The sequence below is a fragment of the Streptomyces sp. NBC_00091 genome (genome assembly GCF_026343185.1).
Taxonomy (GTDB): domain Bacteria; phylum Actinomycetota; class Actinomycetes; order Streptomycetales; family Streptomycetaceae; genus Streptomyces.
In genome coordinates this window covers 481,651-507,348 of sequence record NZ_JAPEMA010000003.1, presented here as the reverse complement: position 1 = coordinate 507,348, position 25,698 = coordinate 481,651, and the positions used below count along the sequence as shown (strand labels likewise).

The window sequence follows — 25,698 nt, the reverse complement described above, 5'->3', positions numbered from 1 at the left end:
CCCCAGCGCTGCGCGCTGGGGAAGCGAGGCCCCTCGCTTCGCTCGGGGCTGCTCGGCCCGCCGAGCAAAGCCCCCGCCTTCGGCAGGGCGGCCTCCGCTTCGCTCCGGCCAAGTGAAGCCGCCCTCGCTTCGCTCTGGCGGCTGGGCCGCTCCGCGGCCCAGGGCCCAGCCTCCGGCTTCGTTGGGCTTCCGCTTCGCTCCAGCCCAACGAAGCTGCCCCGCTCCGCGGGGCAAAGCCCCGCCCTTCGGGCGGGGGGCGGCTTCCGCTTCGCTCCAGCCAAACGAAGCCTCCTCGCTCCGCTCGGAGGCTGCCCCGCTCCGCGGGGCAAAGCCCCGCCCTCTGGGCGGGGGTGCCTTCCGCTCCGCTCCCGGCCAAGGAAGCTGTTTCGCTCCGCTCGACAGCTGCCCCGCTCCGCGGGGCAAAGCCCCGCCCCTTCGGGGCGGGGATGGCCTCCGCTTCGCTCCAGCCAAGTGAAGCCGCCTCGCTTCGCTCGGCGGCTGGGCGGCTCGGCCGCCCAGGGCCAGCCTCCGGCTGGGTTGGCCTCCGCTTTGCTGCAGCCAAACGAAGCCTCCTCGCTCCGCTCAGAGGCTGCCCCGCTCCGCGGGGCAAAGCCCCGCCCTCTGGGCGGGGGTGGCCTCGCTCCGCTCCGGCCAAATGAAGCGGCCTCGCTCCGCTCCGCGGCTGGGCGGCTCTGCCGCTCAGGGCCCGGCCTCGGGCTGGGTTGGCTTCCGCTTTGCTTCAGCCAAAGGGCGCCGCCTCGCTTCGCTCCCCGGCTGCCTGGCTCCGCCGGGCAAAGCCCCGCCTTCGGTGGGGGTGGCCTCCGCTCCGCTCCGGCGGAGGGGGGCACCTTGCTTTGTGGTGGCTGCTTGGTTTCGCCGGCGAGAGTTCGGGCTCCGGACGACTTGGCCCCGTTTCGCTCGGGCCAAGGGCAGCCTTCCTGCTTGGGTCGGAGGTTGTTGCTCCGTGGTTAATGCCCAGCCTTCGGTTGGGCTGAGTGTTGGTTTGCCCAGGTTGAAGACAGGGGCCTTGGGGGTTCGTGCTGTGGCTTGAGTCGGGCTAAGGGGTGGGTTGGGAGGGTGCTGATGTTGGGTCCAGCTGGTTGGTGAGGGGTGTGGTGGGTGGGGCGGTGGAGGGTTTGGTGCCGCTCTAGGGGCTTTTTGGAAGCTTCTGGTTGGTTCGAGTTGTGGTGTTGAGAGTTGATGGAGGGTTTGTCGAGGTTGAGGCCTTGTTGTGCTGGTAGAGGGGTGCTTGAGGATCGCTGGAGGAGGGCTGGAGTTTGGGTGTGGGGTGTTAACGGCGTTAATGGTCGGTGGGGTGGTGATTCAAAGTGATGTGGGGATAGAGATAGGAATCAGTCAGATTCTGCGTGGTTATGGACACCGTGTCCGGGGGACGGGGGTAGGCCAGCGGAGCTGTTGCGACGTCAGGAAGTGCACTCGGGGCGGGGGTTCGGGGCGGCGCCCAGTTCGCGCAGCGCGGCAGGGGACGGCCTATAGAGGGTACGGAGATGCGTTGTCGCAGGTCAGAGGGGGTGCGGGGGGAAAGTTATGTCCCCTCAGAAGGGACATAACTCGGTGGATGTGTCGCTGGTAGGGGGACAGAACTCCTGCAAAACGTCAGCGAGGCTGACGCTTTTTGGGCTAAAACGTCGGGGAGACTGACATTCTTGCGGAGATACGTCGCTGAACTGCGTGAGGGCGGGGAGGGGTTGAGCGCGGGGGTCCGGGAGCGGCTCGAGGAGGGCAGTGGCTGAGATGTGTCCCTCCTGGGGGGACACAAGACACGCCGAACGTCAACGAGCGTGACATTAGTGTCACCCTTGTTGACATACTCTCTCTGCAGATCAACGAAGTGGAGAGCATCCTCGTGTCATCAGAGCCACAGCGCCGTCGGCCGAGTCCGCCGCGCGCGCCGCGTCCTGATCTCCCCGTTGATGACGCGATCTCGGCGTGGAGTCAGCCGCTGGCTCCGGTCAAGGATCTGGACAGCCTGGCGAAGCGGTACCCCAGCAGGAAGCTCACGCTGGACGGTGAGCGCAAGCCGCTGGAGTTCTACGGGACGCAAAGTCAGCCAAATGCGTTCTCGATGGACAGCCTCGAGTTCTTCCTGGTGATTGCCCAGTACTTCAGGGAAGCCTTGCCCCTGAGGCTCATCCTGCTCCTGATCGCGTGCCAGCGGGCGGGAGGCCGGATTCCACTTACTCAGGAGGAGATGGCTACGATCCTGGACGTCAGCCGGACAAAGACGTCGGAGGCACTGCACACCGTCATGTCTCATGGGATCGTCTTCAAGGTGCGGCGGGGTGTGTACCAGTTCAACCCGCCCTACAGTTACCGGGTGGCTGAGTTCATCCCGGGTACCGAGACGGCGGGTGAGTTCGTGAAGGTGGAGCAAAGCAGCACCATCTCGCAGATTCGCAGCGACACGAGCCTGCCCGACCTCGTGCGGTTCCCGTCGCTGGACCACATGCGGCAGGCAATCGAGGAACTGCGGGCCGAACGGTCCAAAGAGCGCGCTGCGCGCCGGCTGAGCCGGGCAAAGCGCAAGGAAGAAGGGACAGCTCAGTGAGCACCTTGCGATTCGCTGCGGTCAACGCCGACGGGCTTCTCTCTGACCTGGACCTTCCGCCGGCCGCGTACCGTGTGCTGCTGAAGCTGCGTTCGCTGAGCGAGCCCGGTGGGCGGATCCTGATCGACCAGGCCACCATCGGGGGGCTGCTGGAGCTGAGCCGGCCCAGCGTCAACGCCGCGCTGCGGAGCCTGGAGCTGGCGAAGCTGGTGCGGAAGGTCAGGAACGGGGTGTACCAGATCAACCCGATGCTGGCCGGGTACAACTCTTTCGAGGACGCTGTCGCCGCCGTGAACGCGATGCCCCCCGAGGAGCGGCTGGACGCGCGTGGGTACGTCGCCAGTTACCACCAGGCGGTGGCGGAGTACCAGGACCAGCTGGCGGAGCAGCGAAAGAAGCGGGCGGCGCAGGCCGCCGCGAAGAAGGCCGCGGAGTCCAAGCGGCGTCGGACGCTGCACGCCGTGGGATGAGTATGGCGAGAAACCCCCTCGAGAAAGGCTTCTGAGGGGGCTTCAAGGGTGTTTGAGGGTCTCGGGATATCCCCGGGGCCCTCTTTGGGTTTGGGGGGCTTGTGGGGGCGCCTGTGGCTTCGGCGGTTTGGGGGCGTCCTAGAAGGCGAAGTCGACGTAGTCGATGTCGGTGAACTCGACGAGGAGGCTCGTCGCGCGGGCGCCGTTGTCCTTGAAGTAGATCTCCTGGAGGGCTTCGGCCGTGATGTGCCGGAGCTGGGCCTCGGTGGCGCCGTTGTCCTGGGCCGCGAAGAGGCGTTGTGCGTACTCCGGGGGCAGGTGCTGGGTGATGCGGCGCATGCGGCCGTCGTCGGTGGTGCCGGGGGCCGCGGTGAAGCCGAAGCGGGCGCGGGTCTCGATGACCAGACCGGTGGTGCGGGCGGCCTGGTCGCGGGCGCGTTTGCGGACCAGGGGCTGCCAGCGGCGGCGTACCTCGGCTTCGAGGCGGGCGGCGAGGGCCGGCTTGGGCTGCTTGATTTCGTTCTTCACGTAGCGCTCTACCGTGCGTTGGGAGATGTTGAGCGCTGTTGCGACGGCTTTTGTCGACTTGAGCTGCTTGACGAGGTAGCGCATCTGGGCGCCTGCGGATTTGGGGATCGGGCGGGTGAAGTGCAGTTCGTCGGCCTTGGTGAGGCTGTCGGAGATGTCGGACATCGGTTACTCGCCGTCTGCTGCTGCGTCGTGGCCCTTGATGTGGCGGGCCGGGTTGAGGTGTTCGTCGAGGAGTTGGACGGCCCAGAGGAGGGGCTGGGTGCCCTCGTGCTTGACCATGCCGGGGCTGACGCCGAGGCGGAAGCCGCCGGGGAGCGGCTTGCCCTCGGGGGTGTGGGGGAGGAAGTCCAGGGGGCTGGGGCCGTCGGAGAGGTAGACCGCGCAGTCGGAGAGGACCGCGATGGGGTGCAGGCCGGCTGTTGTGGCGAGCTTCTGCATCTTGCGGTGCATGTTGACGCGGGCCGTGGAGATGACGGCCGCGCGGATGTCGGGGCGCCAGGTGGGGCGTTCCAGGGCGGGCCAGGTTTCGCCCGGGCGGTAGCCGGCGCCCTGGGGGCGTTCGCGGAGCTTGCCGATGCCGCCCTTGACGGTGGACTTGATGGCGGAGAGTACTGCCGTGGGGGTGTGGGGGGCGTTCGCCTTGTACGTCGTCATGGCCGTGAGGAACTCGGACTCCGTGAGGGACGGGCTGACGCCGAGGTCCGCCATCGTGGCCATGTAGGCGTCGCGGAGGCGGGTGTACCAGGCGTCGAGGTAGGGGCCGTTGTCCGGGCGGAGCCAGGCCTCCGTGGGGTGGACGGAGAGGCCGAGCTCCTGGGCGTAGGCGAGGGTCGGGGTCGCGTACCAGGCGGGGCCGGTGGGGGGCTTGCCGTGGGGGGTGAAGGGGCTCGGCAGGCGGGGGTCGAGGGGGACGGAGGAGAGGTCCGCGAGCCAGCAGCCGGGGAGCTTCGGGTCGAAGCGGGGGGTGGTGGTGTGGACGGCGGGGCCGAGACCGACGGTGAGGCGGTTCGCCGCGGCGGCGAAGGCCATGTTCACGTCGATGCCGACGGCGTGGGTGCGGGCGCATTCGGCGTCGGTGAGGAGCTCCGGGTCGCGGATCCAGTCGTACGCCTCCTCGTCGAGGACCTCGTCCGGGGTCCGCTGGTGGGACCGGGGGTAGAGGGCGGCGACCACCGGGTGCTCGTCGGGGGCCTCCGGGGGGGCCGGGTCGACGGGGCGGGTGAGGGAGCCGGGGACGGGTGCCGACTCCCAGGCGTTGGTCTGGGGGTTGCGGGCGGCGCGGGTGGGGGGACGCAGGGCCGTCATGAGTTCCAGGCCGGTGACGGCGGTGGAGCCGCGGGGGGTGAGGACGCGGGTGGCGTAGGTGGTGAGGATGTCGGCGAGTTCCGGGGCGGGGAGCTCGGCGGTGTCCTCGCCCCAGGCGCGGGAGTCGAGGGCGCCCCAGGGGAGGACCGCGAGCTGGACGCACTGGCGGCCGGTGGTGGGGGAGGCCGGGCGGTAGATGCGGGCCCAGGGGCCGAAGCCGCGGCGGGTGAGCTGCCACTTGGCCTTGGTCAGCTGCTTGATGACGGGGTGGTTGTCCGGGAGGCGCAGGGCGCGGCGGTCTTCGAGGGTGAGGGGGAGGCCGAGGCGCTCGGCGGCGGGGGCGGTGAGGACGAGGAGGGGGTCGCCGTCCCTGCCGTTGCGGTGGAGGCGGGGGGCGCGGAGGTCGGCGTCGGGGCCGAGGGCCCAGGCGATGAGGGAGGGGAGGTCGGAGGTGGGGTGCGGGAGGAGGAGGCCGCCGGCGGCGTGGGCCTGGCCGGTGCCGTCGAGGACGGCCAGGGGGCCGTTGCCTTCCAGGGCGAGGGGGGCCTTCGGTCCGGGGGGTGTGCGGGGAGTGGGGGTCTGCTTCGGTTGGGGGGTGGGGGTGTTAACGGCGTTGACGGGCTGGGGGTGGTCTTGGGGCTCCGGCTGGGGATTCGGCTGGGGATTCGGGGTGGCGTTAACGGCGTTAACGGCGGTGGGGGTGGGGGTGGGGGTGGAGGTAACGGGCCGGGGGGCGGGGGCGGGGGCGTTAACGGCGTTAATGGGGTGGGGGGTCTCCGCCTGTGTCGGCTCGGGGGCCGGAGTGGCGTTAACGGCGTTAACGGGGTGGAGGGCGGCGAGGCCTTCGAGGAGGCGGGCGTAGGCGGCGCGCTTGGGGGGACGGGGAGCGGTGCGGCCCGTTTCCCAGGAGGTGACGGTTTCGCGGCGGACCGAGAGGGCCTTGGCGATCTGGTCCTGGCTCAGGCCGGCGGCCTCGCGCAGGCGCTTGCGTTCGTCGGGGTGGGGGAGCCCGTCCTGGGCGGCCGCTTCTTCGAGCAGGGCGTCGACCGCTGCGAAGAGGGTGGTCTGTTCGTTCATCTCGCTCATCGGTTACCTCCAGCAGCACCCTATGCGAATCGCACGGTTGAACGCACATGAAACGCACGTGGGGGCGTTAACGGCGTTAATGCCGTCAGCGCCCCCGGCGTGGTGCGGCCCCGCTCAGATGCGGTTCATCAGGAGTTCGGTGACGGCCTTCAGGTCGTCCGGGGTGAGGTGGGCGGTGAGGGCGTCCGCGATGGTCTCCGGGGAGTGGGTGGAGATCGTGATGCGGGGGGTGGGGGTCGGGGTGTTAACGGCGTTAACGGTCGGGGGCGTCGGGCGGGTGCGCTGGCGCGGGGGGTTAACGGCGTTAATGCTCTCGTCGGCCGCTGCTGCCTGCTCCTCGTGGGGGAGGCGGCCGATGCGGCGGGCGGGCTCGACCTTCAGCTCGCCCGTCTCGACCTTCTCCTGGAGGGTGGGGGTCAGGTTGAGCAGGGTCAGGCGCTGGGAGACCCAGGCCGCCGTCTTCCCGATCCGCTTGGCCACCTGTGCCTGGGAGCCGTGGACCTCGACCAGTTCCTGGAGGGCGCGCGCCTGGTCCATGGGGGCCACGTCGACCCGGTGGACGTTGGCGATGAGCGCCGATTCGAGGATGTCCGCGGCCGAGGCGGACAGGGCGTCGTTGACGTGGATGTGCATCGTCTTGAGGCCGGCCAGCTGGGCGGCCGCGAGGCGGCGGTTGCCGTCGATGACCACGTACGGGGCGCGGCCCAGGCCGTCGGTCTGGCCCGGGTGGGCTTCCATGAAGGCCAGGCGGGTCGCGACCGCGAGGGGCTGGAGCTGGCCCCGTACGGCGAGGGACTGGGCCAGCTCGTCGAGGTCCGTGAGGTCCTCGCGGAGGTTGAACGGGTTGTGGGCGAGCGCCTCGATGGGGACCTCGGACGGCGGGACGACCCCGGAGGTCGGGGCGCCCGTGGCTTCGGCGATGGCGGCGCGGCGGGAGCTGACGCCGACGGGCTGGGCCCGTGCGAAGGAAGCCGAGACTCCGAGTTTGTCGGCCTTGCTGCTCATGAGATCTCCCGGGCGAGGGCGCGCAGGGCGACGGCCTGGTCGCCGTTGGGGGCGTAGACGAAGAGGGGCTGCTTCAGGCGGACGGACTCGCGCTGTTCCTTGAGGTCGGGGACGATCGCCACGACCCGCGGATCCTTTATGTCCATCCAGGCCTGGAGCGAGGAGGTCGCGATGTAGCCGCGCCGGCCGTCGTAGAGGTTCACGACGAGGCCGAGGTAGTCGATGTCGAGGCTGAGGTCGTCGCGCAGATCGTTGATCTGGGAGGTGAGGAGGTCGTACGCGTCGGCCGAGGAGTCCTCCGCCTGTACGACGATCAGCGCGCCGGAGGCGCCCGGCTGTTCGGCGTCGCGGCGGCGACCGTAGTAGATCGCCGCGTCCATGCTGAGGCCGAGGCTGGGCGGGCAGTCGATGAGGATGACGTCGTAGTCGGACTCGACGGGGGAGAGGGCGCGTTCGAGGGCGGCCTCGCGGGCGCGGACGGTGGAGAGGCGGACGTCGAGGAGGAAGGCGTCCGTGCAGGCGGGCAGGAGGTGGAGGCGGTCGCCGAACCGGTCGTGCTCGATGGGGGCGATCAGGTCCTGGAGGGGGCCCTTGGCCTCGCCGGCCATGTGGCAGGTGAGGCTGTCGCCGCCGATGGGCAGCGGCTGCTGGCCGAGCTGCTTGGTGAGGTGGCCCTGGGGGTCGAAGTCGACGAGCAGGACGCGCATGCCCAGGCCCGGGAGGTCTTCGAGGTCCAGGCGGGTGCTGGGCTGGGCCGTTTCCTCGGGTGCGGCGAGGCGGGCCAGCTGGCGGGCGATGCGGACCGGGTGCAGCTTCTCGGGGTCCTCGGCGAGGGCCTCCGCGGTGCCGGCGGTGATGGCGGTCTTGCCGACTCCGCCCTTCTGGTTGCACACGACGATGCGGCGTACGACGGAGGGCCGCTTGACGGTGGGGGCCGGGTTCATCTCCAGCCAGAGGCGGACGGCTTGGGCGAGACCCTGGATGAGGGAGACGCCGCGGTCCTTGGAGTCGGTGCGGAAGGACTCCCACTGGCCGACGGGCAGCCAGGTCGAGAACGATTCGGCGCCGGAGGTGTCGACGGGGGAGGGGGAGGAGGCGAGGGCGCTCCAGTGGGCGATGCCCTGGTGGACGGCGTCCTGGATGTCGACCCGCAGTTGAGCGGTGCGGATCTTCAACTCCTGGCGGAGCCACGGGGGGAGCTTGGAGACGACCTTCTCTCGGTCGTTCTGGGACGAGGGCGAAGTCATGAGAGGGACTTTACTAACGTTCTTGGGTGCGTGTGGGCGCCACGCTTGGGTTTTGCTAACGAAATGGGTGGCGGGGTGCCCGGATACGCGACAGGGCGGCCTCGCACCCGCCGTAGCGAGCACCCCCGTGGTTCGCCACGGCGTGTGCGAGGCCGCCCTGGATGTGACCTGGACGTGTCGTCAGCCGACCGGAACGGCGGTGGGCGTGTGCCGGCGGGCTGTGGCCTGCCGGGTGGCCAGGCCGAGTTCGGCGCGGCAGGCGGGGGAGCCCGCCGGGTCGAAGAGGGGGATGCGGGGGCCGGGCACGATCCCGGGGAGGAGGTAGTTCCACAGGTCGACGACCCGGTCGTGCAGGTCCTCGCGGCGGGTGCGGACGTGCGAGGTGACCTGGATGCCGGTGAACGAGCCGACGAGGAACGTCGAGAGGCTGTCCACGTCGAGGGAAGGCAGGATGTCGCCGCGTGCCTGGGCCGGTGTCAGGCAGGTGTGGCAGGTGCCGATCCACGTGTTGTACGGGGACGGGTCCGGGTGCGTGAACGATCCGAACTCGATGACGAGGCGGATGCCCGCGCGGACGCGGACGTTGGTGCGCAGCCCGAACGCCATCTGGTGGGTCAGGTCGATGACCGTCTGGAGGCCCGGGTCCTTGATGGCGGGGACGTCCTTGGACACCTGGAACTGCTCGTCGATCAGGGTGCGGGCGAGGGCTTCCTTGGACTGGAAGTGGAAGTACAGGGCGCCCTTGGTGACTCCGGCGTTCTTGACCACGTCGCTGAGGCTGGTGCCGCTGAAGCCGGCGTGGTCGAAGGCGACGGCCGCGCCGTCGAGGATCGCCTGCCGGGTGATCTCGGCCCGTTCTTGCCTGACCCTCGCCACGTATGTGTCTCCTGATGCTGGTGATGTCCGTGGTACAGGCGCAATCTTGTGGGATTGAGTCAAAGAAAACCAGTCGACAAGTACTTTTAGGGGGCTGGTGGGAGGGGGGTTTGGGGGTGGTGAGGCTGGTTTGGGTTGTTACTTTTTGGCGGCGTGGAGGGGTCGGCGTTAACGGCGTTAACGCCGTTAACGGTGAGGGTGTGTACGGTCGACGCGGTTTTGGTGTGCGGGCTAGGGGATGCGATGGCGGGCGAGCAGTGGGGTGCGGCGGTGCGGTTGTTGTGGGGGCCGCCGGTGACGCCGGCGCGGGGGCCTCGGCGGGGGCTGACGCTGGAGGGGATCGCCGCCGCGGGGGTCGGGATCGCCGATGCGGAGGGGCTGGGCGGTGTGTCCATGCAGCGGGTGGCGGGGGAGCTGGCGGTCACCAAGATGGCCCTCTACCGGTACGTGCCGGGGAAGGCGGAGCTCGTCGCGCTGATGGCGGAGGCCGCGATGCCGGATCCGGCGGTGGCGCTGGATGCCGCGTTGGCGGCGGTGGGGGACGGCTGGCGGGAGCGGCTCGGGGTGTGGGCGCGGGAGCTGCTCGCCGGGTTCCGGGCGCATCCGTGGCTGCTGGACGCCACCGTGGGGGCGCGGGCGCTCGGGCCGCGGGAGGTCGGGTGGATGGAGCGGGCGCTCGCCGCGCTGGAGGGGTGCGGGCTGAGCGGGGCCGAGGCGATGGACGCGATGGTGCTGCTGGCCGGGCACGTGCGGGGCATCGCGGAGCAGGAGCGGGCGATGGGCGGGGCCGGGGGGCCGGACGCGGAGCTCGGGGCCGTGTTGGGGGAGGTGGTGCGGCTGCGCGGGGAGGAGTATCCGGCGCTGGCGGCGGCGCTGGCTTCGGTCGCCGAGCACGGGGGGCAGGACCAGGCGTTGCGGTTCGGGCTGGAGCGGATCCTGGACGGGATCGGGCTGTTGGTGGCCCGGCGGGTGACCTCCTGAAGTAGGACCGCTCGCTGTTTCCGGTTCGGGAGGACCGGGGCAGGAGGGGGCTGTGGCGGGTGGAGTGCTGATCGCCGTGGCGGTGGTGGTTCTCGCGTGCGGGGTGGGCGGCGCGGTGGCGCGCAGGCTCGGGCAGCCGGCGGTGGTCGGGGAGATCGCCGTGGGGATCCTGCTCGGGCCCTCGTTGGCGGGGTGGGTCTGGCCGGCGGGGCAGCGGTGGCTGCTGCCCGCCGAGGTGCTTCCCCATCTCGGGGAGCTGGGGGGCCTCGGGCTGGTCGTCTTCATGTTCTTGGTGGGGCTGGAGCTGGACCTCGGGATGCTGCGGGGGCTCGGGCGGGCCGTGGTGGTGGTGAGCCAGGCGAGCGTGTGGGTGCCGCTGGCGTGCGGGGGGTTGCTGGCGCTCGGGTTGTACGGCCCCTTCGCGCCGGAGGGGGTGGGCCGGGCGGAGTTCGTTCTGTTCGTGGCGGTGGCGCTGAGCGTCACCGCCTTTCCGGTGCTGGCGCGGATCCTCACCGAGCAGGGGCTGTACGGGACGCCGGTGGGGGCGCTGGCGATGGCCTGCGCGGCGGTGGTGGACGTGGTCGCCTGGTGCCTGCTCGCGGTGGTGGTGGCCGTGGCGGGCGGTGGTGGGGCGGGGGCCGGGCTGTGGCGGGCCGCCCTGGCAGCGGGGTTCGTGGCGGGGATGTGGTGGGGGGTGCGGCCGCTGCTCGCCCGGGCCGCGGAGCGGTGGGGGCCGGACCGGGGGAGCGGGGTGCTGGTCGGGCTGTTCGGCGGGACCTGCGTGGCCGCGTACGCGACGGAGGCGCTGGGGGTGCACGCGCTGTTCGGGGCGTTCGTCTTCGGGGCGGTGGTGCCGAGGGGGGTGAAGGCGGTCGAGCGGGCGGCGCGGCGGATGCGGGAGTTCGCGGTGCCGGTGCTGCTGCCGCTGTTCTTCGTGGGGAGCGGGCTGCGGACCGATGTGGGGGCGCTGGGGGGCGGCGCGGCCTGGCTGTGGGCGGCGGGGGTGCTGGGGGTGGCCGTGGCCGCGAAGTGGGGTGCGGGGACGGTGGCGGCGCTGGCCGTGGGGCAGCGGCGCGGGGACGCCGTGCTGCTGGGGGCGCTGATGAACTGCCGGGGGGTGACGGAGCTGGTGGTGCTGAACGTCGGGCTCGGGCTGGGGGTGATCGGGGTGGAGCTGTTCACCGTCCTGGTGCTGATGGCCCTGGTGACGACGGCCGTGACGGGGCCGGTGGTGCGGGTGCTCGGGGCGCGGGGGAGCGGGGGAGCGGAGCCCGGGCGTTAACGGCGTTAACGGTGGGGTGGGGTGTGGGGGGTGGGTGTTAACGGCGTTAACGGTGAGGGGCTCTGCTGGGAGTCCGGTCCGGCTCCGGTGAGGGCGTCGACTGTGGCCCAGGATCTCGTACCCCTTGGTGTGGGGCGACCCGCGGATGCGGCGATTGCGGTGTGTGGAGCCCCTCATGGTCAAGCAGGAGCGTGCGGCACGCACGCGGGAATCTCTCGTGCTCGCTGCGGCGGAGGTGTTCGCCGAGGAGGGCTTCGCCGCCGCCTCGATCGCCGCGATCAGTGAGCGGGCCGGAGTGACCTCCGGCGCGGTGCAGTTCCACTTCGACGGCAAGCCCGCCCTCGCCCGGGCCGTGGAGGCCCGGGCTGCGCGGAGGCTGCGGCGGATCGCGGAAGAGGAAGGCGAGCCGGAGCGTTCCGGTGCCCCGCTGAGGGTGCTCGTCGAGTCGACGTACGCGCTGCTGGAACTGCTGGCCGGGGACGTCGTCGTACGGGCCGGTTTCGCGCTGGGCGCGGACGCCGGCCACCGCAGCCGGGTGGATCTGCGTGGGCAATGCGGTCTGTGGGCGGAGGGGTTGATGGTCGCCGCGGAGCGGGCCGGGCTCCTTGCCGAGGGGGTGTCCCCGAAGGACGCGACGCGGGTGGTGGTGGCTTCCACGGTCGGGCTGCGGGGGCTGCGGGCCGTGGAACCGGAGTGGACCGCGCGGCAGGCCCTGTCCCGGATCTGGACGGTGATCCTGCCCGGCATCGCCCTGGACGAGACGGCGGCCCCGGCGGGCGAGGAGCCAGCCGCAGGCGAACTTCCGGAGCAAGAAACAGACTGATTGGTTTGATTTTAAGGCCCTGATGGGTGTTATATGACCGCTGTAGCGAGGCGGCTGAAGAGCTCCAAGCTGTCGTGGGTATGTGAGTTGCTCGCAAATGCCCAGGTCAGATGGGGTTTTTGGGTGGCGCCGAGATCTCGCCAGGCTGAAAACTGCCTGACCGGTTTCGCATTGACAAACCGTCCGGCCTGTTTTCTACTGACTCTTGCGACTCATCCAAAAGGACAGGGGAGTACGACGTGGACATCGATGTACTGGGCGCACTCGCCGTGCGGGAGAACGGGATCTCCATCACGCCCACCGCCCCCAAGCCCCGGCAGGTCCTGGCACTTCTGGCCCTCCATGCCGATCAGGTCGTGCCGGTTTCGGCGCTGATCGAGGAGCTGTGGGGGTCGATGCCGCCGCGCAGCGCCCGTACCACCCTCCAGACGTACGTCCTCCAGCTGCGCGCGCTCATCGCGACCGCCCTGGAGGGGAGCGACGACACCGAGCGGACCGCCAAGGACGTGCTCGTGACGCTGCCCGGCGGCTACCTGCTGAACAGCGACGGCGGGACCAGCGACGTACGGGAGTTCGACCGGCTCGCCGGGATGGGCTACCGGGCGATCGACGCGGGTGACTTCCCCGTCGCCGCGCAGCGGCTGCGCGAGGCGCTCGCCCTGTGGTCGGCGCCGGCCTTCGCCGACGTGCAGGGCGGGGTGCAGCTGGACATGGAGACGCGCCGCCTGGAGGAGACCCGGCTGTGCGCGCTGGACCAGCGCATCGAGGCCGATCTGAAGCTGGGCCGCCACCGGGAGCTGCTGGCGGAGCTGACGGTGCTGGTCAGCCGGTACCGCACGCACGAGAACCTGCACGGGCAGTTCATGCTCGCCCTGCACCGCTCGGGGCGGCGCGGCGAGGCGCTGGACGTCTACCAGCGGCTGCGCGCCACGCTCGTACGCGACCTGGGGCTGGAGCCGTCCACCGCGCTGCGCAGGCTGCAGCGTTCGATCCTGATGGCCGGCCCGGAGGCCGTGGGCAAGACGGCGGCGGTGGCCTCGGTCGCCGGGACGGGTCCGCGCGCGGACCGGCTCGTACGGGCCTGACCCCCGCGAGGCCGGCGCCGGGTGCGGCGGCCGGGGGGCACGTGCAGGGACGGAGCGGGGGCGAAAAGGAGACGGAGCGGTGCAGGAGAGGTCGGAGCGGACCCGCAGGCGGTTGGTCTTCGCCGGGGCCGAGTTGTTCCACCGCAACGGATACGCCAACGCGACGCTCGGTGAGATCGCGGGTGCGGCCGGGGTGACGAAGGGGGCGTTGTACTTTCACTTCGCCTCGAAGGACGAGCTGGCGGACGCCGTGCAGCGGCGGGGTTGCGGCCTGCTGCACGACGCGGTCCGAGGGCTGCGGGAGGGCGGAGCCTCGCCCTTGCAGGCGCTGATCGACACGACGCACTGGCTGGCGCGGACGCTGCACGAGGATCCGGCGATCCCGGCGAGCTTCCGGATCACCAAGGAGTGCGCGGGGCAGCAGCCGGCCGTGGTCGACTTCCACGAGGCGTGGCTGTCGGCGGTGTGCGAGCTGCTGCGGATGGCGCGGGACGTGGGCGAGCTGCCGCTGGACAGGCCCGTCGGGGGTGTTCCCGACGAGGGCGGTCCGGCCGCCGGTGACGGGGTTTCGGCCGCCGACCGGTGGGAGAGCGCCGAGGCGCTGGTGGCCGCCGCCGTCTGCGGTATCGAGGTGCTGGCCGGGACCGGTCTGTCGTACGGGGAACTGCAGCGGAAGGTGGCCGCCCTGTGGGGGCTGCTGCTGCCGAGCCTGGTGGGCGCGGAGCGGGTGCGGGAGTACCGGACGCAGGGCGTCAACGCTGCTGCTGCTGCCGCTGCTCGCGCGGCGGTGGGGGAGCGGAGCTACGAGTTCCTGGGGAGTGCGGTCTAGGCCGTCCCCTGGGGGAGGTGCGGGCCCGACCGGCTGGGCCGGGAGTGTGGCAAACGGGTCCCCGTGGGGCCCGGAGACAGCGAGGCGAATCGGCGAACTGCGGAGGGGGACACCGTGAGGATTCAGATTCTGGGACCGTTGAGTGCCGAGGTCGACGGGGAATCGATCGTGCCGACGGCGGCCAAGCCGCGGCAGATCCTGGCCCTGCTCGCCCTGCATCCCGGGAAGGTGATGCCGGTACCCACCCTCATGGAGGAGATCTGGGGCCAGGAGCTGCCCAACAGCGCGCTGACCACGCTGCAGACGTACATCCTCCAGCTCCGCCGCAGGCTGGGCACGGCCATGGGGCCGGGCCGGCCGGGCGCCGCGAAGGAGGTCCTCACGACGCGGCACGGCGGGTACCTGCTCCAGGTGCCGTCGGAGTCCGTCGACGTCCACGCGTACGAGAGCCTCGTCGCCCGGGGCCAGAGCGCCTTCGAAGGCGGCGACGACGAAGGCGCGGCGGCGCTGCTGCGGGCGGGGCTCGCGCTGTGGCAGGGGCCCGCGCTGGTCGACGTACGGGTGGGGCCGGTCCTCGCGATCGAGGTCATGCGGCTGGAGGAGAGCCGGCTGGTCGCGGTGGAGCGGCGGATCGACGTCGACCTGCGGCTCGGGCGGCACACCGAACTCCTCGCCGAGCTCACCGAGCTGACCGCACGGCACGCGCAGCACGAGGGGCTGCACTCCCAGCTGATGGTGGCGCTGTACCGGTCCGGGCGGCAGGGCGCCGCGCTGGACGTGTACCGGCGGCTGCGCGGCCTGCTGATCGGGGAGCTGGGCGTCGAGCCGTCCCCGCAGTTGCGGCGGCTGCACCAGGCGATGCTGACGGTCGATCCGGCCCTGGACGTGGTGGCGGGTCCCAAGCGGGGGTCCACCTTCGACCTCTACGCGGCCTAGCCGGTCCGGTTCCGGTCCGGTTCCGGTGCGGGGCTTGACCTCAAGTGCGGTTGGGGCGTGAGGGTGGTGCGCATGGACACGGACACCACGCCGCACGCGGCGGACCTCGAAGCGATCGCCCGGCTCGTCGCCACCGTCGAGCACGCGCAGCAGAACAAGGACACCGAGGAGTTCCTCGGGCTCTTCCACCCGGACGCGATCTGGACGACGGCCCACGGCAAGGTGCTCATCGGCTTCGACGAGATCGCGGAGTTCACCCGGCAGGTGCTGCCCGCGGCGAGCTGGGACGGCGAGGTCAGCTACGAGGTGGCCCACGTGCTCTTCGTCCGGGACGACGTCGCGGCGGTCAAGGTCCGCCAGCGCTACCTGGCCCCCGGGGAGGAGAGCGACGGCGCGCCCCTGTACGTGGTGTCCCGGCAGGACGACGGGCGCTGGCTGCTGACCGCCTGCCAGAACACCCAGGTCCTGCGGCCCGACCGGGGATGACATCGTGGCGGCATGGACGATCTTGACGCAGAGCTGACGCCGTTCCGGCTCGAGGTGCCGCAGGAGGAGCTGGACGACCTCGGCGAGCGGCTGCGGCGGGCCCGGTGGCCCGACGAGCTGGACGGCGTGGGCCGGGCCTACGGGATGCCGCTCGGGGAGATGCGGGAACTCGTACGGTACTGGCGCGAGGAGTACGACTGGCGGGCCGCCGAGGCGCGGCTGAACGACTGGCCGCAGTTCACCACCGTCATCGACGGGGCGCGGGTGCACTTCGCGCACATCCGCTCGCCCGAGCCCGGCGCGCTGCCGCTGCTGATGACGCACGGCTGGCCGGGCTCTTTCGTGGAGTTCCAGAAGGTCGCCGGCCCGCTGACCGATCCGAAGGCGTATGGAGGCGACCCGGCCGACGCCTTCCACCTGGTGCTGCCGAGCATCCCCGGCTTCGGGCTGTCCGGGCCGACCACCGAGACGGGCTGGGAGTTCAAGCGGGTCGCGCGGGCCTTCGGGGTGCTGATGGAGCGGCTCGGGTACGCCGCGTACGGGGTCCAGGGCGGCGACTGGGGGGCCGCGATCTCGCGGGAGCTGGGGCGGACCAGGCCCGGCAACGTGGTGGGCGTGCACCTGAACCTGCTGCCCGGGGCGGGGGCCACCGCCGAGCCCGGGGCCGCGGAGCTGGCCGCGCTGAGCCCCGCCGAGCGGGAGCGGACGCTGGCCTCCTGGGAGCGGTACCGGGTGTGGGCGCGGGAGCGGCAGGGCTACGCCGACATCCAGGCGACCCGGCCGCAGACCCTCGCGTACGGGCTGAACGACTCGCCGGTCGGGCTGCTCGCCTGGATCGGGGAGAAGTTCGCCGAGTGGAGCGACCCCCGGTGCCCCGTCGACCGGGACCAGATGCTGACCAACGTGATGCTGTACTGGCTGACCGGGACGGTGGGATCGGCCGCCCGCATCTACTACGAGCGGGCCCACGCCGACTACTACGGGCAGCCGCCCGAGGTGTCGGCCACCCCGACGGCGCTGGCCGACTTCCCCCGGGACAACTTCATCCCGCTGCGGCACATCGCCGCGCGCACCGACGCCGTCGTGCGCTGGACCTCGTACGACAGGGGCGGGCACTTCCCCGCGATGGAGGTGCCGGAGCTGCTGGTGGAGGACGTCCGGAGCTTCTTCCGGGATTTCCTTCCGGAAGGTGTCACATCCGGGCGGGCCCGTCTGTCTCCTGGGTGAGACGACGAAGGAGGCCGACATGTTGGTTCTGCTGGCGGGTGCGAGCGGGGTCCTGGGGCGGCGGGCGGCCGATGCCCTGCGCGAGGCGGGACACGAGGTCGCGGGGCTGGGCCGGGGCGCGGGGATGGACGTACGCGCGGACCTGCTCGACCGCGAGGGCCTGCTGCGGGCGGTCGACGGGCTGCGCTTCGACGCGGTCGTGCACGCCGCCACCGCGCTGTCCGGCAGGGCCATGGCCACCCACCGGGACATGGCGGACACGAACCGGCTGCGCACCGAGGGAACGGTGAACCTGCTGGCCGCCGCCCGGGAGACGGGGGCGCGGCGGTTCCTCGTCGAGTCGATGATGTTCGGCTACGGCTACGGGGACCACGGCGGGGCGCTGCTCGGCGAGGACGACGGCTTCGGGCCGCGCGGGGCGAACGCCGCGCTGGAGCGGCACGTCGGCGCCATGCGGACCAAGGAGGAGCTGGCCTTCACCGCCGACGGGATCGAGGGCGTCAGCCTGCGGTTCGGCCTGTTCTACGGCGCGGGCACCACCGACACGCACCTCGTGCCGCTGCTGCGCGGGCGCAAGCTGCCGGTGGTCGCCGACAAGGGCCGGGCGCTGAGCTGGGTGGACACGGCGGACGCGGCGCACGCGGTGGTGCTGGCCCTGGAGTCGGGGCGGGCCGGGCAGGCGTACAACATTGCCGACGACGCCCCGGCGGGCTGGGGCGCGCACGTGGCGGCGGTGGCCGGGGCGTTCGGGGCGCCCGCCCCGTGGACGGTGCCGCTGTGGGTGCTGCGGGCGGCCCCGCTGGCGCACGCCATCATGGCGAGCGACGTGCGGCTGTCGAACGCCAAGGCCCGGCGGGAGCTGGGGTGGGAGCCGCGGTACGGGAGCAGCCTGGAGGGGGTGCGGGCGCTGGCGGCCGGGGCGGAGCGGCCCGCGTACCCCGCCCGTGATGACCGGTGACGAGCGGGCCACCTGAACGTGCTGGGCGGCGAGGACGTACGGGGCTGCTTCCCGAAGAACGCGGTAGGCCGCGGCCCGGGACGGATCAGGCCGGTGCGGTGCCGGCCGCGGCCCGGTCCACGGCGTCCAGGGCGACCTGCCAGGGGAAGTGCGGCGGGGCGTCGGGGCCGGCCGGGCCGGGCAGGAAGCCGCCCTCGCCGAAGAGCAGTTCGGCGCCCGCGCCGCGCAGGACGGCCAGCGACTGCTCGAACTGGGGGTGCGCGGCGAGCGCGGCGTTCGTACACGGCATGGCGACCACCGGGATGCCCTTGCCGAGGGCCTCGGCGGCGACCCCGACGGTGAACCGGTCGGTGAGCCCGAGGGCCCAGGAGTTGACCGAGTTGAAGGTGGCGGGGGCGAAGAGCACCGCGTCCGCGGCCGGCCATGCGTCGGGCTCCCCGGGCAGCTTGTACTGCCAGCGCACCGGGTTGCCGGTCAGGGCCGCGAGCCCGTCGAGGCTTCCCGACACCCACTGCGCCGCCGTCGGGGTCAGGCCCAGGCACACGTCCCAGCCGCGCGACTGGGCGTCCTCGATCACGTGGGCCACGTCGAAGACGGGCGGGGCGGCGGAGCAGAACAGGTAGAGAGTCCTCGTCATACGGTCATGTGATCACATTCCCGGCCCTCAACTCTCCTTGAGGGCCGGGGTGCTCACATTGTGATGATCTTGATGGCGGGGCGCACGGGTGGGCCGGGCGGGTCAGGCGGTGGCCTTGGTGGTGATCCTGGCCGTGAACGCGTCGAGGTTGTGCCACAGCCGCGCGAGGCGCTCCTCCACGGTCAGGGACTCCTCCTGGCGTCCGGCGCGCAGCTTCGGCTGCCGCTTGCCGCGTACGTAGAGGGAGCAGGCGAGGTCGGCGCAGATGTACGTGCCGACCGTGTTGCCCTCACGGCCGCGGGCGCCCGCCAGGGGGGCGGCGAGCAGGGTGACCCCGGAGGAGGCGTGACCCGTCAGGCAGATCTGGCACAGGCTGGACTTCATCGCGCTGGTGCGGGTCGCGGCGGGCACCCGCAGGGAGATGCCGAGCGGGCCCTCGGGGCGGGGGACGACGAGGTGGGCCCGCAGCGGTGCACCGGGATCCACCCAGCCCAGGAAGTCCAGGTCCTGCCAGGGCAGTTCGGCGAAATCGAGGGGCAGGCGCAGGCGCGCCGCCTCGCCCTTGGTGCAGTTCACGAAGGATGAGCGGATTTGTTTTTCGGTGAGCGGTTCCACAGGGGTGGACCTTAATGCGCTTTCCGGGCCGCCCGCACCTGGATTTACGCAGGTGGGAGCGAGTCCGGGAAGCGGGTCTTGCGGCTTTTCCGAGGCGCCGCCGATGAGTTTCGGGGAGGTGGGCGGTCTACCCCTGTGCGAGCGGGAGTTGGGCCGCGAACATGGATGTGGACACCGTCCACTTACGTGTGTAAGCTGCGGAGCGTCCGGATGTGGACGCCGTACACATAGTCAGGGGAAACATCATGCGCAAGATCATCGCCTCCGTCTTCGTCTCGGTCGACGGGGTCTTCGAGGACCCGAGCTGGTCGATGCCGTTCTGGAACGACGAGGCGGCGAAGTTCGCCGGCGAGCAGCTCGAGGCCGCCGGGGCGCTGCTGCTGGGCCGGGCGACCTACGAAGGCATGGCGCCGGCCTGGACGGCCCGTGCGGAGGGCGCCGACGCCGGTACCCGGCGGATGAACGAGATGCCCAAGTACGTGGTCAGCTCCACCCTCGACACCCCCGAGTGGAACGCCACCTTCCTGAGCGGCGACTTCGCCGCCGAGATCGCCGCGCTCAAGCAGGGCGACGGCGGTGACCTGCTCGTCTACGGCAGCGGACAGCTCGTCAACGCCCTGCTCGAGCACGACCTCCTCGACGAACTGCGGCTGTGGACCCTGCCGGTGGTGCAGGGCAAGGGGCGCAGGCTGTTCGGCGAGGACGCGCCGGTGAAGACCCTGCGGCCGGTCGGCACCACCGTCCTCGGCGGCAGCGGCGCGCAGGTGCACGCGTACGCGCCGGCCCTCTGAGCGCCCCTGACCGCCCTGATCGTTTCCGTCCGCCTACAGATCACGCAGAAGGAGCGCCCCGACATGAGCGAGCCGGTGAAGGGTCCCGCCAGCTACTTCCCCTCGATCGAGAAGAAGTACGGCCGGCCGGTCGCGGAATGGACGGACCTCATCCGGTCCTCCCCGCTGACCAGGCACATGGAACTGGTCTCCTGGCTCAAGACCGAGCACGGGATGGGCCACGGCCACGCCAACGCGCTGGTCGTGCACGCCCTCGCGCAGAAGTAGACGCTCGCGTATGCGGCCGAGCGTCTCGGCCATGTCGCGCACCGCACGGCGGCGCTTGACTGTGTGTCATGACGAAGAACACGCAGAACGAGACGCAGAGCACCTCGGTCACCCTCGTCATCGGGGGCAACGGCAAGACGGGACGGCGCGTCGCCGAGCGGCTGAGCCGCCAGGGCCGCACGGTACGGATCGGGTCGCGCACCGCCGAGCCGGCCTTCGACTGGAACCGGCCCGACACCTGGGGGCCCGCGCTGCAGGACGTGGACCGGGTGTACGTGACCTACTACCCCGACCTGGCCTTTCCGGGGGCCGCCGAGCAGATCGGCGCCTTCTCGGAAGCGGCCGTCGCCGCCGGGGCGCGGCGCCTGGTGCTGCTGTCCGGGCGCGGGGAAGAGGCCGCCCGGCTCGCCGAGAGCCGGCTCCAGGCCTCCGGGGCCGACTGGACCGTCGTACGCGCCAGCTGGTTCAACCAGAACTTCGACGAGAGCTTCTTCCTGGAGCCCGTGCTGGCCGGGGAGATAGCCCTGCCGGTGGGGGACGCGGTCGAGGCCTTCGTCGACGCCGACGACATCGCCGACGTGGTGGTGGCCGCGCTCACCGACGACCGGCACATCGGCCGGACCTACGAGCTGTCCGGGCCCCGGCTGCTCGGCTTCGCGGAGGTGGCCGCCGAGCTGTCGAAGGCGACCGGGCGCGAGATCGCGTACGTCCCCGTCACGGACGCGGAGTACCGGGTGGCGCTGCGGGAGAACGGGCTCCCGGAGGAGTTCGCCGAGCTGTTCACCCTCATCTCGGACGGGCGCAACGCGCATCTGGTGCACGGGGTGGAGGAAGTGCTGGGGCGCCCGGCCCGTGACTTCGCCGACTACGTGCGCGACGTGGCCGCGAGCGGGGTCTGGGACGTCTGAGTGGTCCGGAGGAGGGGAGCGGGGTCCGGGGGAGGGGAGCGGGGTCCGGGGGAGCAGGGTCCGGGGGAGGGGAGCATGGGGGCATGGACACGCTGACTTGTCTCCTCGACGGGCTCAAGGCCCGGGGCGCCTTCCTGCTGAAGTCCGTCTTCAACCCGCCGTGGGCGCTGCGGGTGGAGGACCGGGCCCCGCTGTCGGTGATCACGATGACGCGCGGCTCGGCGTGGCTGCTGCCCGAGGAGGGTGAGCCGGTGCTGATAGGCCCGGGCGACGTGGCCGTCGTACGGGGGCCCGCGCCGTACCGGCTCGCCGATGCCCCGGACACCCCGGTGGGGGTCGTGGTCGGCCCCGACCAGCGGTGCAGTTCGGCGGCGGGGGAGGACATCAGCGACCGGCTGGCGCTGGGGGTGCGGACCTGGGGGGCGCCGGAGCAGGACGCCGGCTCGGCGGTGGTGCTGAGCGGCACCTACCAGGCGCCGGGCGAGATCGGGCGGCGGCTGCTGGGCGCGCTGCCGACGGTGCTGGTGCGCCCGGTGGGGGCGGCCGACGCCACTCTGATCACGCTGCTGGCCGCGGAGGTGGCGCGGGACGAGCCGGGGCAGGAGATCGTGCTGGACCGGCTGCTCGACCTGCTGCTGATCGGGGTGCTGCGGGCCTGGCTCGCCGCCCCCGGGTCGGGGGCGCCGGCCTGGTACCGGGCCCAGGGCGACCCGGTCGTCGGGGTGGCGCTGCGGCTCCTGCACGAGGACCCCGCGCACGGGTGGACCGTGGAGGAACTCGCGCGGAAGGCCGGGGTGTCGCGGGCCGCGCTGGCCCGGCGCTTCACGGAGCTCGTCGGGGAGCCGCCCGTCGCCTACCTGACGGGCTGGCGGCTCGCCCTGGCCGCCGATCTGCTGCGGGAGCCGGACGCCACGGTGGCGAGCGTGGCCCACCGGGTGGGCTACGGCAGCGCGTTCGCGCTGTCGGCGGCCTTCAAGCGGGTCCGGGGGGTGAGCCCGCAGCAGTTCCGGGACGGGGTGGCGCCGACGGTGCCCGGCGTACCGGGCACCGTGGTGCTCGGTTAGGTGAGCTCGAGGACGGCGACCGGCTGGTCGCCGCTGAGCTCGCCGGTGGGGCGGAAGCCGAGGCCCAGGTAGAAGGGCTCCGGGCTGTCGTCGCCCGCGTGCCAGGTGACGTACGCCCGGGTCCCGCCGCGGCGGCGGATCTCCTGTGAGACGGCCTCCACGGCGAAGCGGCCGTAGCCCTTGCCCTGGCGGCCGGCGGCGATGTTCAGGCGCCACAGGCCGGAGCGGCGGTGCTCCGGGTCCTTCGAGGGGTCCCAGACGATGTCGAGGAAGGCCATGACGAAGCCGACGATCTCGTCGCCGTCGACGATGGCGCGGGGCCAGGCGGTCGCCCCGTGGACGTAGGCCTCGGCCAGCGACGTCGTGACGGCCTCGACGAGGTGCTCCTGATCCGGGCGGACCCGTACGGCGCACACCGCTTCGAAGTTGGCCGGGGTCACCGGCACCAGGCGGAGTGATGAGCTGATCATGGGCGAAGCCTAGTCCGTCCAGAACCATTGAAAAGAACGGGACGTGCGGTATATTTTTGCCGCAGCCCAGGGGGAGGGGAACACTTTGCAGGCACAGGTGGCAGTGATCGGCGGGGGACCGGTCGGCATGCTGGTCGCGGCCGAGCTGGCCGGGTACGGGGTCGACACCATTGTCCTGGAAGCGCGGGCGGAGATCTCCGAGCGGCCGAAGGCGACCACACTGCACGCCAGGGCGGTGCAGTGCCTCGCCAGGCGCGGGCACCTGCCCGAAGGCACCTCGCGCGGGGCCTCGGGCGCCTTCCACTTCGCCGGGATCCACGGGCTGGTCATCACCGCGCCCGAGACCGAGCCGGAGCCGATCCTCAAGTGCCCGCAGGCGGAGCTGGAGAGGCTGTTCGAGACGCGGGCCCGGGCGGCGGGCGCCCGCGTGCTGCGCGGACACCGGGTGACCGGGATCGTCGAGGAGCCGGACGGGATGCGGCTCGACGTCGAGGGGCCGGATGGGCCGGCGGTCTGCCGCGCCCTGTACCTCGTCGGCGCGGACGGGGCTCGCAGCTCGGTCCGCGAACGGCTGGGCATCGGCTCCGACACCGCCCCGGCCACGGTCTCCGCCCTGGTGGGGCTGGCCCGGCTGGAGGATCCCGGAGCCCTGGAGCCGGGCTGGCTGCGCACCCCGCGCGGCTGGATCGTCTCCAAGCGCACGCCCGGCGGCGAGACGCACATCCGGACGCTGGACTGCACGGGCGCGTACGAGGGCCGAGAGCTGCCGCCGACGCCGCAGGAGTTGTGCCGCGAGGTCTCCCGCATCGCCGGACGGGACATCGCGATGGCGGGCGCGCGCTGGGTCAGCAGGTTCAGTGACTTCACGCGGCTCGCCCGGACCTTCCGCGCGGGACGGGCCTTCCTCGTGGGGGACGCGGCGCACCTGCACTTCCCCATCGGCGGGCAGGGCCTGAGCACCGGGGTGCTGGACGCCCTCAACCTCAGCTGGAAGCTGGCGCTCGCGGTACGCGGCGCGGCGGGTGCGCGGCTGCTCGACACGTACGACCTGGAACGCCGCCCCGCGGCCCAGGGGGTCATCGACAACACGCGGGCGCAGCTGGCGCTGATGCGGCAGGGGGACGATGTCGACGCGCTGCGCGCGGTGTTCACCGGGCTGCTGGCGTCGGACCGGGAAACGGGCCGGCTCAGCGACATGATCAGCGCACAGGGGACGGTCCTGCCCGCGTACACGGACCGCCCCTCCCCGAGGGAAGGCCGGTTCCTGCCGAACGAGCGGCTCACCACGCGGGAGGGCGAGACCGATGTGATCACGCTGCTGCTGGAGGGCCGTCCGCTGTTGCTCCTCGGGGAGCGGGGTGGCCCGTACGAGGAGGAAGCGCGGCCCTGGTCGGGGATCCCGCGCACGGTGCACGTGGCGGAGGCGCCCGGGTCCGGCATGCCGTACGAGGCACTGCTGCTACGGCCCGACGGCTACATCGCCTGGTCGCCGGGCGGCGGCACGCTGGCCGACGCCCTGTCGCGGTACTTCGGTGCGGGAGTGCCCGGGACGGCGGGTCCCGGGGACCGGGCACTCCCGGTGGCTCAGCCGGCCGCTTCTGCGGCCTGGCGCGCCCGCGCCGCCATGAAGGCCTCCGCGTAGACCTCGGCTCCCCGGTTCTCGCCGAGGTGGAGGGAGGTGAGGAGCGAGGGGAGCACGACGCTCGGCAGCAGGTGACGCATCAGAGCGGCCACCCTGGCCGGCAGGTCGCGGTAGTCGCAGATGGCCTGGGACATGGACTGGACGCCGGCGAACGCACCCACGATGACCTCGGCCGTCTCGGCCGGTACGACGTGGGGCAGTAGCTCGCCCTGGGACTGCGCCGTCTCGAAGAGGTCGGTGAGGACCTCTGCCCAGCGCACGAAGGGGCCGCTGCGGTCGAGGCCCTGTGCCAGCTGGTCCATGGACAGCCGTACGCCGGCGCGCACCATGGGATCCGTCTGCAGCCGGTAGGCGTGCAGCACCGTCACGTCCACGACTTGCTGCACCTTGCTGACACGCGGAGGAACGGTGATCTGCTGGTCCTGCTCCGCGAGCACCCCCTGGGCCAGGTCTTCCTTCGACTGGAAGTGGAAGTACAGGGCTCCCTTGGTCACCCCGGCCGCGGTGAGGATCTGGGAGATCGTGGCTGCTTGATAGCCCTGCTCCTCAAAGATCTTGGCTGCCGCGGACAGGATCGCCTGGCGCGTGCGGATGGCTCGGACTTGCTCGGCCATGCTGCCCCCTTCCTCCACAGGATTCTCGGACCGTCGGACGGTTATGGGCAAACCGTCCGTCCCGTACGTATCTTACAGCGGGTAACCGCTACGCCAACCCTTTCGGGTGTGAGCGGCCGAACAGTGACCAAGGAGGACGGAAGATGTTGCTCGTGACGGGGGCCACCGGGACGGTCGGCCGGGAGGTGCTGCGGCGGCTCTCCGGCGACCTGCCGGTCCGGGTCATGGCCCGGAAACCGGAACGTGTCGCCGGCGCGGCGGAATCGGCCGAGATCGTCCGGGGGGACTACGACGACGCCCGGTCGCTGGCCCGCGCACTGGCCGGCGTGGCCGGCGTGTTCCTGGTGACCAGCCGGGTCGGCCGCGACGACGACGCGCGGTTCCTCCGGGCGGCGCGGGCGGCCGGGGTCCGGCATGTCGTGAAGGTCTCGGCCGCCGCCGTCGAGGACGCCCGGGCCGATGACCTGATCACCCGGTGGCAGCGGGGGAACGAGGACCTCCTGCGCGGCTCCGGGATGGAGTGGACCCTGCTGCGTCCTCGTTCCTTCATGTCCAACACCCTGTCCTGGGCGGAGTCCGTCCGCGAGGAGGGGGTCGTGCGGGCCCTGTACGGGACGTCGGCGAACTCCTGCGTCGATCCCGGGGACATCGCGGACGTGGCGGTGAGTGCGCTGACCGAGCCCGGGCACAGCGGCCGCGCGTACACGCTGACCGGGCCGGAGGCCCTCACCGCGGCCGAGCAGACCGCCCGGCTCTCCGAGCTGCTGGGCCGTCCGCTGAGCTTCGAGGAGCTGGACCCGGGGCAGGCCCGTGACCTGTGGAGCGCGCGCTACCCGGCACCCCTGGTCGAGGCACTCCTGCGCAGCGCCGAGCGGCAGCGCTGCGGGGCCAAGGCCGGGGTGGAGAACACGGTGGAGGAGGCCCTGGGGAGGCCGGCGCGTCCGTTCCGGGCGTGGGCGGAGGACCACCTCGCGGCCTTCATGGCGCACTGAGG

General features: G+C 71.9%; 26 protein-coding genes. 17 read left to right on the top strand and 9 right to left on the bottom strand.

All coding sequences use genetic code 11. The annotated features are described in order from the left end of the window. Nucleotides 1–1,852: 1,852 nt before the first annotated feature. On the top strand, nucleotides 1,853–2,569 hold the full coding sequence (locus OOK34_RS33090; RefSeq protein WP_323183520.1) for a hypothetical protein: 717 nt from the start codon (nucleotides 1,853–1,855) through the stop codon (nucleotides 2,567–2,569). Further along, complete coding sequence (locus tag OOK34_RS33085; RefSeq protein ID WP_267037846.1) at nucleotides 2,566–3,039, top strand: MarR family transcriptional regulator; 474 nt, start codon at nucleotides 2,566–2,568, stop codon at nucleotides 3,037–3,039. Before OOK34_RS33090 ends, OOK34_RS33085 begins: the two co-directional genes overlap by 4 nt. 138 nt (nucleotides 3,040–3,177) lie before the next feature. Here the strand turns inward: OOK34_RS33085 and OOK34_RS33080 are convergent, their stop codons facing one another. From OOK34_RS33080 to OOK34_RS33060, 5 genes are all read right to left on the bottom strand, one after another. Further along, entirely contained in the window at nucleotides 3,178–3,732 is a 555-nt protein-coding gene (locus OOK34_RS33080) for an XRE family transcriptional regulator (protein WP_267037845.1), read from the bottom strand. Nucleotides 3,733–3,735: 3 nt separating this feature from the next. After that, nucleotides 3,736–5,952 (bottom strand): helix-turn-helix transcriptional regulator, encoded by a 2,217-nt coding sequence (locus tag OOK34_RS33075; protein WP_267037860.1) that lies wholly within the window; start codon nucleotides 5,950–5,952, stop codon nucleotides 3,736–3,738. A gap of 123 nt (nucleotides 5,953–6,075) precedes the next feature. Further along, the gene (locus OOK34_RS33070; protein WP_267037844.1) at nucleotides 6,076–6,966 is read right to left on the bottom strand and encodes a ParB/RepB/Spo0J family partition protein; all 891 of its coding nucleotides are present in this window, start codon (nucleotides 6,964–6,966) and stop codon (nucleotides 6,076–6,078) included. Next, nucleotides 6,963–8,213 (bottom strand): ParA family protein, encoded by a 1,251-nt coding sequence (locus OOK34_RS33065; RefSeq protein ID WP_267037843.1) that lies wholly within the window; start codon nucleotides 8,211–8,213, stop codon nucleotides 6,963–6,965. The genes OOK34_RS33070 and OOK34_RS33065 overlap by 4 nt, the downstream gene beginning before the upstream one ends. A 180-nt stretch (nucleotides 8,214–8,393) precedes the next feature. Then, a complete protein-coding gene (locus tag OOK34_RS33060; protein ID WP_267037842.1) occupies nucleotides 8,394–9,089 on the bottom strand; it encodes a ScbR family autoregulator-binding transcription factor in 696 nt (231 codons plus the stop codon). Nucleotides 9,090–9,332: 243 nt separating this feature from the next. Between OOK34_RS33060 and OOK34_RS33055 the strand changes: the two genes are divergently transcribed. The 9 genes from OOK34_RS33055 to OOK34_RS33015 all read left to right on the top strand — a co-directional run bounded on the left by OOK34_RS33055 (nucleotide 9,333) and on the right by OOK34_RS33015 (nucleotide 17,696). Beyond that, nucleotides 9,333–10,070 (top strand): TetR/AcrR family transcriptional regulator, encoded by a 738-nt coding sequence (locus tag OOK34_RS33055; protein ID WP_267037841.1) that lies wholly within the window; start codon nucleotides 9,333–9,335, stop codon nucleotides 10,068–10,070. 52 nt (nucleotides 10,071–10,122) lie between these two features. Beyond that, a complete protein-coding gene (locus tag OOK34_RS33050; RefSeq protein ID WP_267037840.1) occupies nucleotides 10,123–11,352 on the top strand; it encodes a cation:proton antiporter in 1,230 nt (409 codons plus the stop codon). A gap of 175 nt (nucleotides 11,353–11,527) precedes the next feature. After that, a complete protein-coding gene (locus tag OOK34_RS33045) occupies nucleotides 11,528–12,175 on the top strand; it encodes a ScbR family autoregulator-binding transcription factor (protein ID WP_267037839.1) in 648 nt (215 codons plus the stop codon). Between the two features lie 239 nt (nucleotides 12,176–12,414). Next, nucleotides 12,415–13,260, top strand: a complete 846-nt coding sequence (locus OOK34_RS33040) for an AfsR/SARP family transcriptional regulator (RefSeq protein WP_267037838.1) — start codon at nucleotides 12,415–12,417, stop codon at nucleotides 13,258–13,260. 79 nt (nucleotides 13,261–13,339) lie between these two features. Further along, the gene (locus OOK34_RS33035) at nucleotides 13,340–14,089 is read left to right on the top strand and encodes a ScbR family autoregulator-binding transcription factor (RefSeq protein WP_267037837.1); all 750 of its coding nucleotides are present in this window, start codon (nucleotides 13,340–13,342) and stop codon (nucleotides 14,087–14,089) included. A 114-nt stretch (nucleotides 14,090–14,203) separates the two neighbouring features. After that, entirely contained in the window at nucleotides 14,204–15,025 is an 822-nt protein-coding gene (locus OOK34_RS33030; protein WP_267037836.1) for an AfsR/SARP family transcriptional regulator, read from the top strand. A 72-nt stretch (nucleotides 15,026–15,097) separates the two neighbouring features. Next, nucleotides 15,098–15,511, top strand: a complete 414-nt coding sequence (locus tag OOK34_RS33025; RefSeq protein WP_267037835.1) for an SgcJ/EcaC family oxidoreductase — start codon at nucleotides 15,098–15,100, stop codon at nucleotides 15,509–15,511. 12 nt (nucleotides 15,512–15,523) lie between these two features. Continuing rightward, nucleotides 15,524–16,738, top strand: coding sequence for an epoxide hydrolase family protein (locus OOK34_RS33020; protein ID WP_267037834.1), 1,215 nt, complete (start codon nucleotides 15,524–15,526; stop codon nucleotides 16,736–16,738). Between the two features lie 19 nt (nucleotides 16,739–16,757). Further along, on the top strand, nucleotides 16,758–17,696 hold the full coding sequence (locus OOK34_RS33015; RefSeq protein WP_267037833.1) for an NAD(P)-dependent oxidoreductase: 939 nt from the start codon (nucleotides 16,758–16,760) through the stop codon (nucleotides 17,694–17,696). Nucleotides 17,697–17,781: 85 nt separating this feature from the next. On the opposite strand, the gene OOK34_RS33010 is transcribed toward OOK34_RS33015, so the two are convergent. Together OOK34_RS33010 and OOK34_RS33005 are read right to left on the bottom strand one after the other, a co-directional pair. Further along, on the bottom strand, nucleotides 17,782–18,333 hold the full coding sequence (locus OOK34_RS33010) for a flavoprotein (protein WP_267037832.1): 552 nt from the start codon (nucleotides 18,331–18,333) through the stop codon (nucleotides 17,782–17,784). A gap of 102 nt (nucleotides 18,334–18,435) precedes the next feature. Continuing rightward, a complete protein-coding gene (locus OOK34_RS33005) occupies nucleotides 18,436–18,948 on the bottom strand; it encodes an FBP domain-containing protein (RefSeq protein WP_267037831.1) in 513 nt (170 codons plus the stop codon). Nucleotides 18,949–19,193: 245 nt separating this feature from the next. On the opposite strand from OOK34_RS33005, the gene OOK34_RS33000 reads away from it, so the two are divergent. From OOK34_RS33000 to OOK34_RS32985, 4 genes are all read left to right on the top strand, one after another. Further along, nucleotides 19,194–19,739, top strand: a complete 546-nt coding sequence (locus tag OOK34_RS33000) for a dihydrofolate reductase family protein (protein ID WP_267037830.1) — start codon at nucleotides 19,194–19,196, stop codon at nucleotides 19,737–19,739. Nucleotides 19,740–19,802: 63 nt separating this feature from the next. Beyond that, nucleotides 19,803–20,006 carry a DUF4287 domain-containing protein gene (locus OOK34_RS32995; protein ID WP_267037829.1) on the top strand — a complete coding sequence of 68 codons (204 nt, stop codon included), beginning with the start codon at nucleotides 19,803–19,805 and terminating at the stop codon, nucleotides 20,004–20,006. Nucleotides 20,007–20,074: 68 nt separating this feature from the next. Further along, nucleotides 20,075–20,914, top strand: a complete 840-nt coding sequence (locus tag OOK34_RS32990) for an NAD(P)H-binding protein (protein ID WP_267037828.1) — start codon at nucleotides 20,075–20,077, stop codon at nucleotides 20,912–20,914. A gap of 83 nt (nucleotides 20,915–20,997) precedes the next feature. After that, on the top strand, nucleotides 20,998–21,978 hold the full coding sequence (locus OOK34_RS32985) for an AraC family transcriptional regulator (RefSeq protein WP_267037827.1): 981 nt from the start codon (nucleotides 20,998–21,000) through the stop codon (nucleotides 21,976–21,978). On the opposite strand, the gene OOK34_RS32980 is transcribed toward OOK34_RS32985, so the two are convergent. Beyond that, nucleotides 21,975–22,448: a GNAT family N-acetyltransferase gene (locus tag OOK34_RS32980; protein WP_267037826.1), complete on the bottom strand. Its 474-nt coding sequence runs from the start codon at nucleotides 22,446–22,448 to the stop codon at nucleotides 21,975–21,977. The two genes, OOK34_RS32985 and OOK34_RS32980, sit on opposite strands and share 4 nt — an antisense overlap. An 85-nt stretch (nucleotides 22,449–22,533) precedes the next feature. On the opposite strand from OOK34_RS32980, the gene OOK34_RS32975 reads away from it, so the two are divergent. Continuing rightward, the gene (locus OOK34_RS32975) at nucleotides 22,534–24,090 is read left to right on the top strand and encodes an FAD-dependent monooxygenase (RefSeq protein ID WP_267037825.1); all 1,557 of its coding nucleotides are present in this window, start codon (nucleotides 22,534–22,536) and stop codon (nucleotides 24,088–24,090) included. Here OOK34_RS32975 and OOK34_RS32970 read toward each other — a convergent pair. Beyond that, nucleotides 24,033–24,704, bottom strand: a complete 672-nt coding sequence (locus tag OOK34_RS32970; protein ID WP_267037824.1) for a ScbR family autoregulator-binding transcription factor — start codon at nucleotides 24,702–24,704, stop codon at nucleotides 24,033–24,035. The genes OOK34_RS32975 and OOK34_RS32970 overlap by 58 nt on opposite strands. A gap of 143 nt (nucleotides 24,705–24,847) precedes the next feature. Between OOK34_RS32970 and OOK34_RS32965 the strand changes: the two genes are divergently transcribed. After that, entirely contained in the window at nucleotides 24,848–25,696 is an 849-nt protein-coding gene (locus OOK34_RS32965; protein WP_267037823.1) for an NAD(P)H-binding protein, read from the top strand. Nucleotides 25,697–25,698: the final 2 nt, after the last annotated feature.

Excerpts from the sequence above, each read along its gene's own strand:
- OOK34_RS33080 (WP_267037845.1), bottom strand. The coding sequence starts at position 3,732 with ATGTCCGACATCTCCGACAGCCTCACCAAGGCCGACGAACTGCACTTC.
- OOK34_RS33075 (WP_267037860.1), bottom strand. The coding sequence starts at position 5,952 with ATGAACGAACAGACCACCCTCTTCGCAGCGGTCGACGCCCTGCTCGAA.
- OOK34_RS33070 (WP_267037844.1), bottom strand. The coding sequence starts at position 6,966 with ATGAGCAGCAAGGCCGACAAACTCGGAGTCTCGGCTTCCTTCGCACGG.
- OOK34_RS33065 (WP_267037843.1), bottom strand. The coding sequence starts at position 8,213 with ATGACTTCGCCCTCGTCCCAGAACGACCGAGAGAAGGTCGTCTCCAAG.
- OOK34_RS33055 (WP_267037841.1), top strand. The coding sequence starts at position 9,333 with ATGGCGGGCGAGCAGTGGGGTGCGGCGGTGCGGTTGTTGTGGGGGCCG.
- OOK34_RS33045 (WP_267037839.1), top strand. The coding sequence starts at position 11,528 with ATGGTCAAGCAGGAGCGTGCGGCACGCACGCGGGAATCTCTCGTGCTC.
- OOK34_RS33025 (WP_267037835.1), top strand. The coding sequence starts at position 15,098 with ATGGACACGGACACCACGCCGCACGCGGCGGACCTCGAAGCGATCGCC.
- OOK34_RS33020 (WP_267037834.1), top strand. The coding sequence starts at position 15,524 with ATGGACGATCTTGACGCAGAGCTGACGCCGTTCCGGCTCGAGGTGCCG.
- OOK34_RS33015 (WP_267037833.1), top strand. The coding sequence starts at position 16,758 with ATGTTGGTTCTGCTGGCGGGTGCGAGCGGGGTCCTGGGGCGGCGGGCG.
- OOK34_RS33010 (WP_267037832.1), bottom strand. The coding sequence starts at position 18,333 with ATGACGAGGACTCTCTACCTGTTCTGCTCCGCCGCCCCGCCCGTCTTC.
- OOK34_RS33000 (WP_267037830.1), top strand. The coding sequence starts at position 19,194 with ATGCGCAAGATCATCGCCTCCGTCTTCGTCTCGGTCGACGGGGTCTTC.
- OOK34_RS32995 (WP_267037829.1), top strand. The coding sequence starts at position 19,803 with ATGAGCGAGCCGGTGAAGGGTCCCGCCAGCTACTTCCCCTCGATCGAG.
- OOK34_RS32990 (WP_267037828.1), top strand. The coding sequence starts at position 20,075 with ATGACGAAGAACACGCAGAACGAGACGCAGAGCACCTCGGTCACCCTC.
- OOK34_RS32985 (WP_267037827.1), top strand. The coding sequence starts at position 20,998 with ATGGACACGCTGACTTGTCTCCTCGACGGGCTCAAGGCCCGGGGCGCC.
- OOK34_RS32980 (WP_267037826.1), bottom strand. The coding sequence starts at position 22,448 with ATGATCAGCTCATCACTCCGCCTGGTGCCGGTGACCCCGGCCAACTTC.
- OOK34_RS32970 (WP_267037824.1), bottom strand. The coding sequence starts at position 24,704 with ATGGCCGAGCAAGTCCGAGCCATCCGCACGCGCCAGGCGATCCTGTCC.
- OOK34_RS32965 (WP_267037823.1), top strand. The coding sequence starts at position 24,848 with ATGTTGCTCGTGACGGGGGCCACCGGGACGGTCGGCCGGGAGGTGCTG.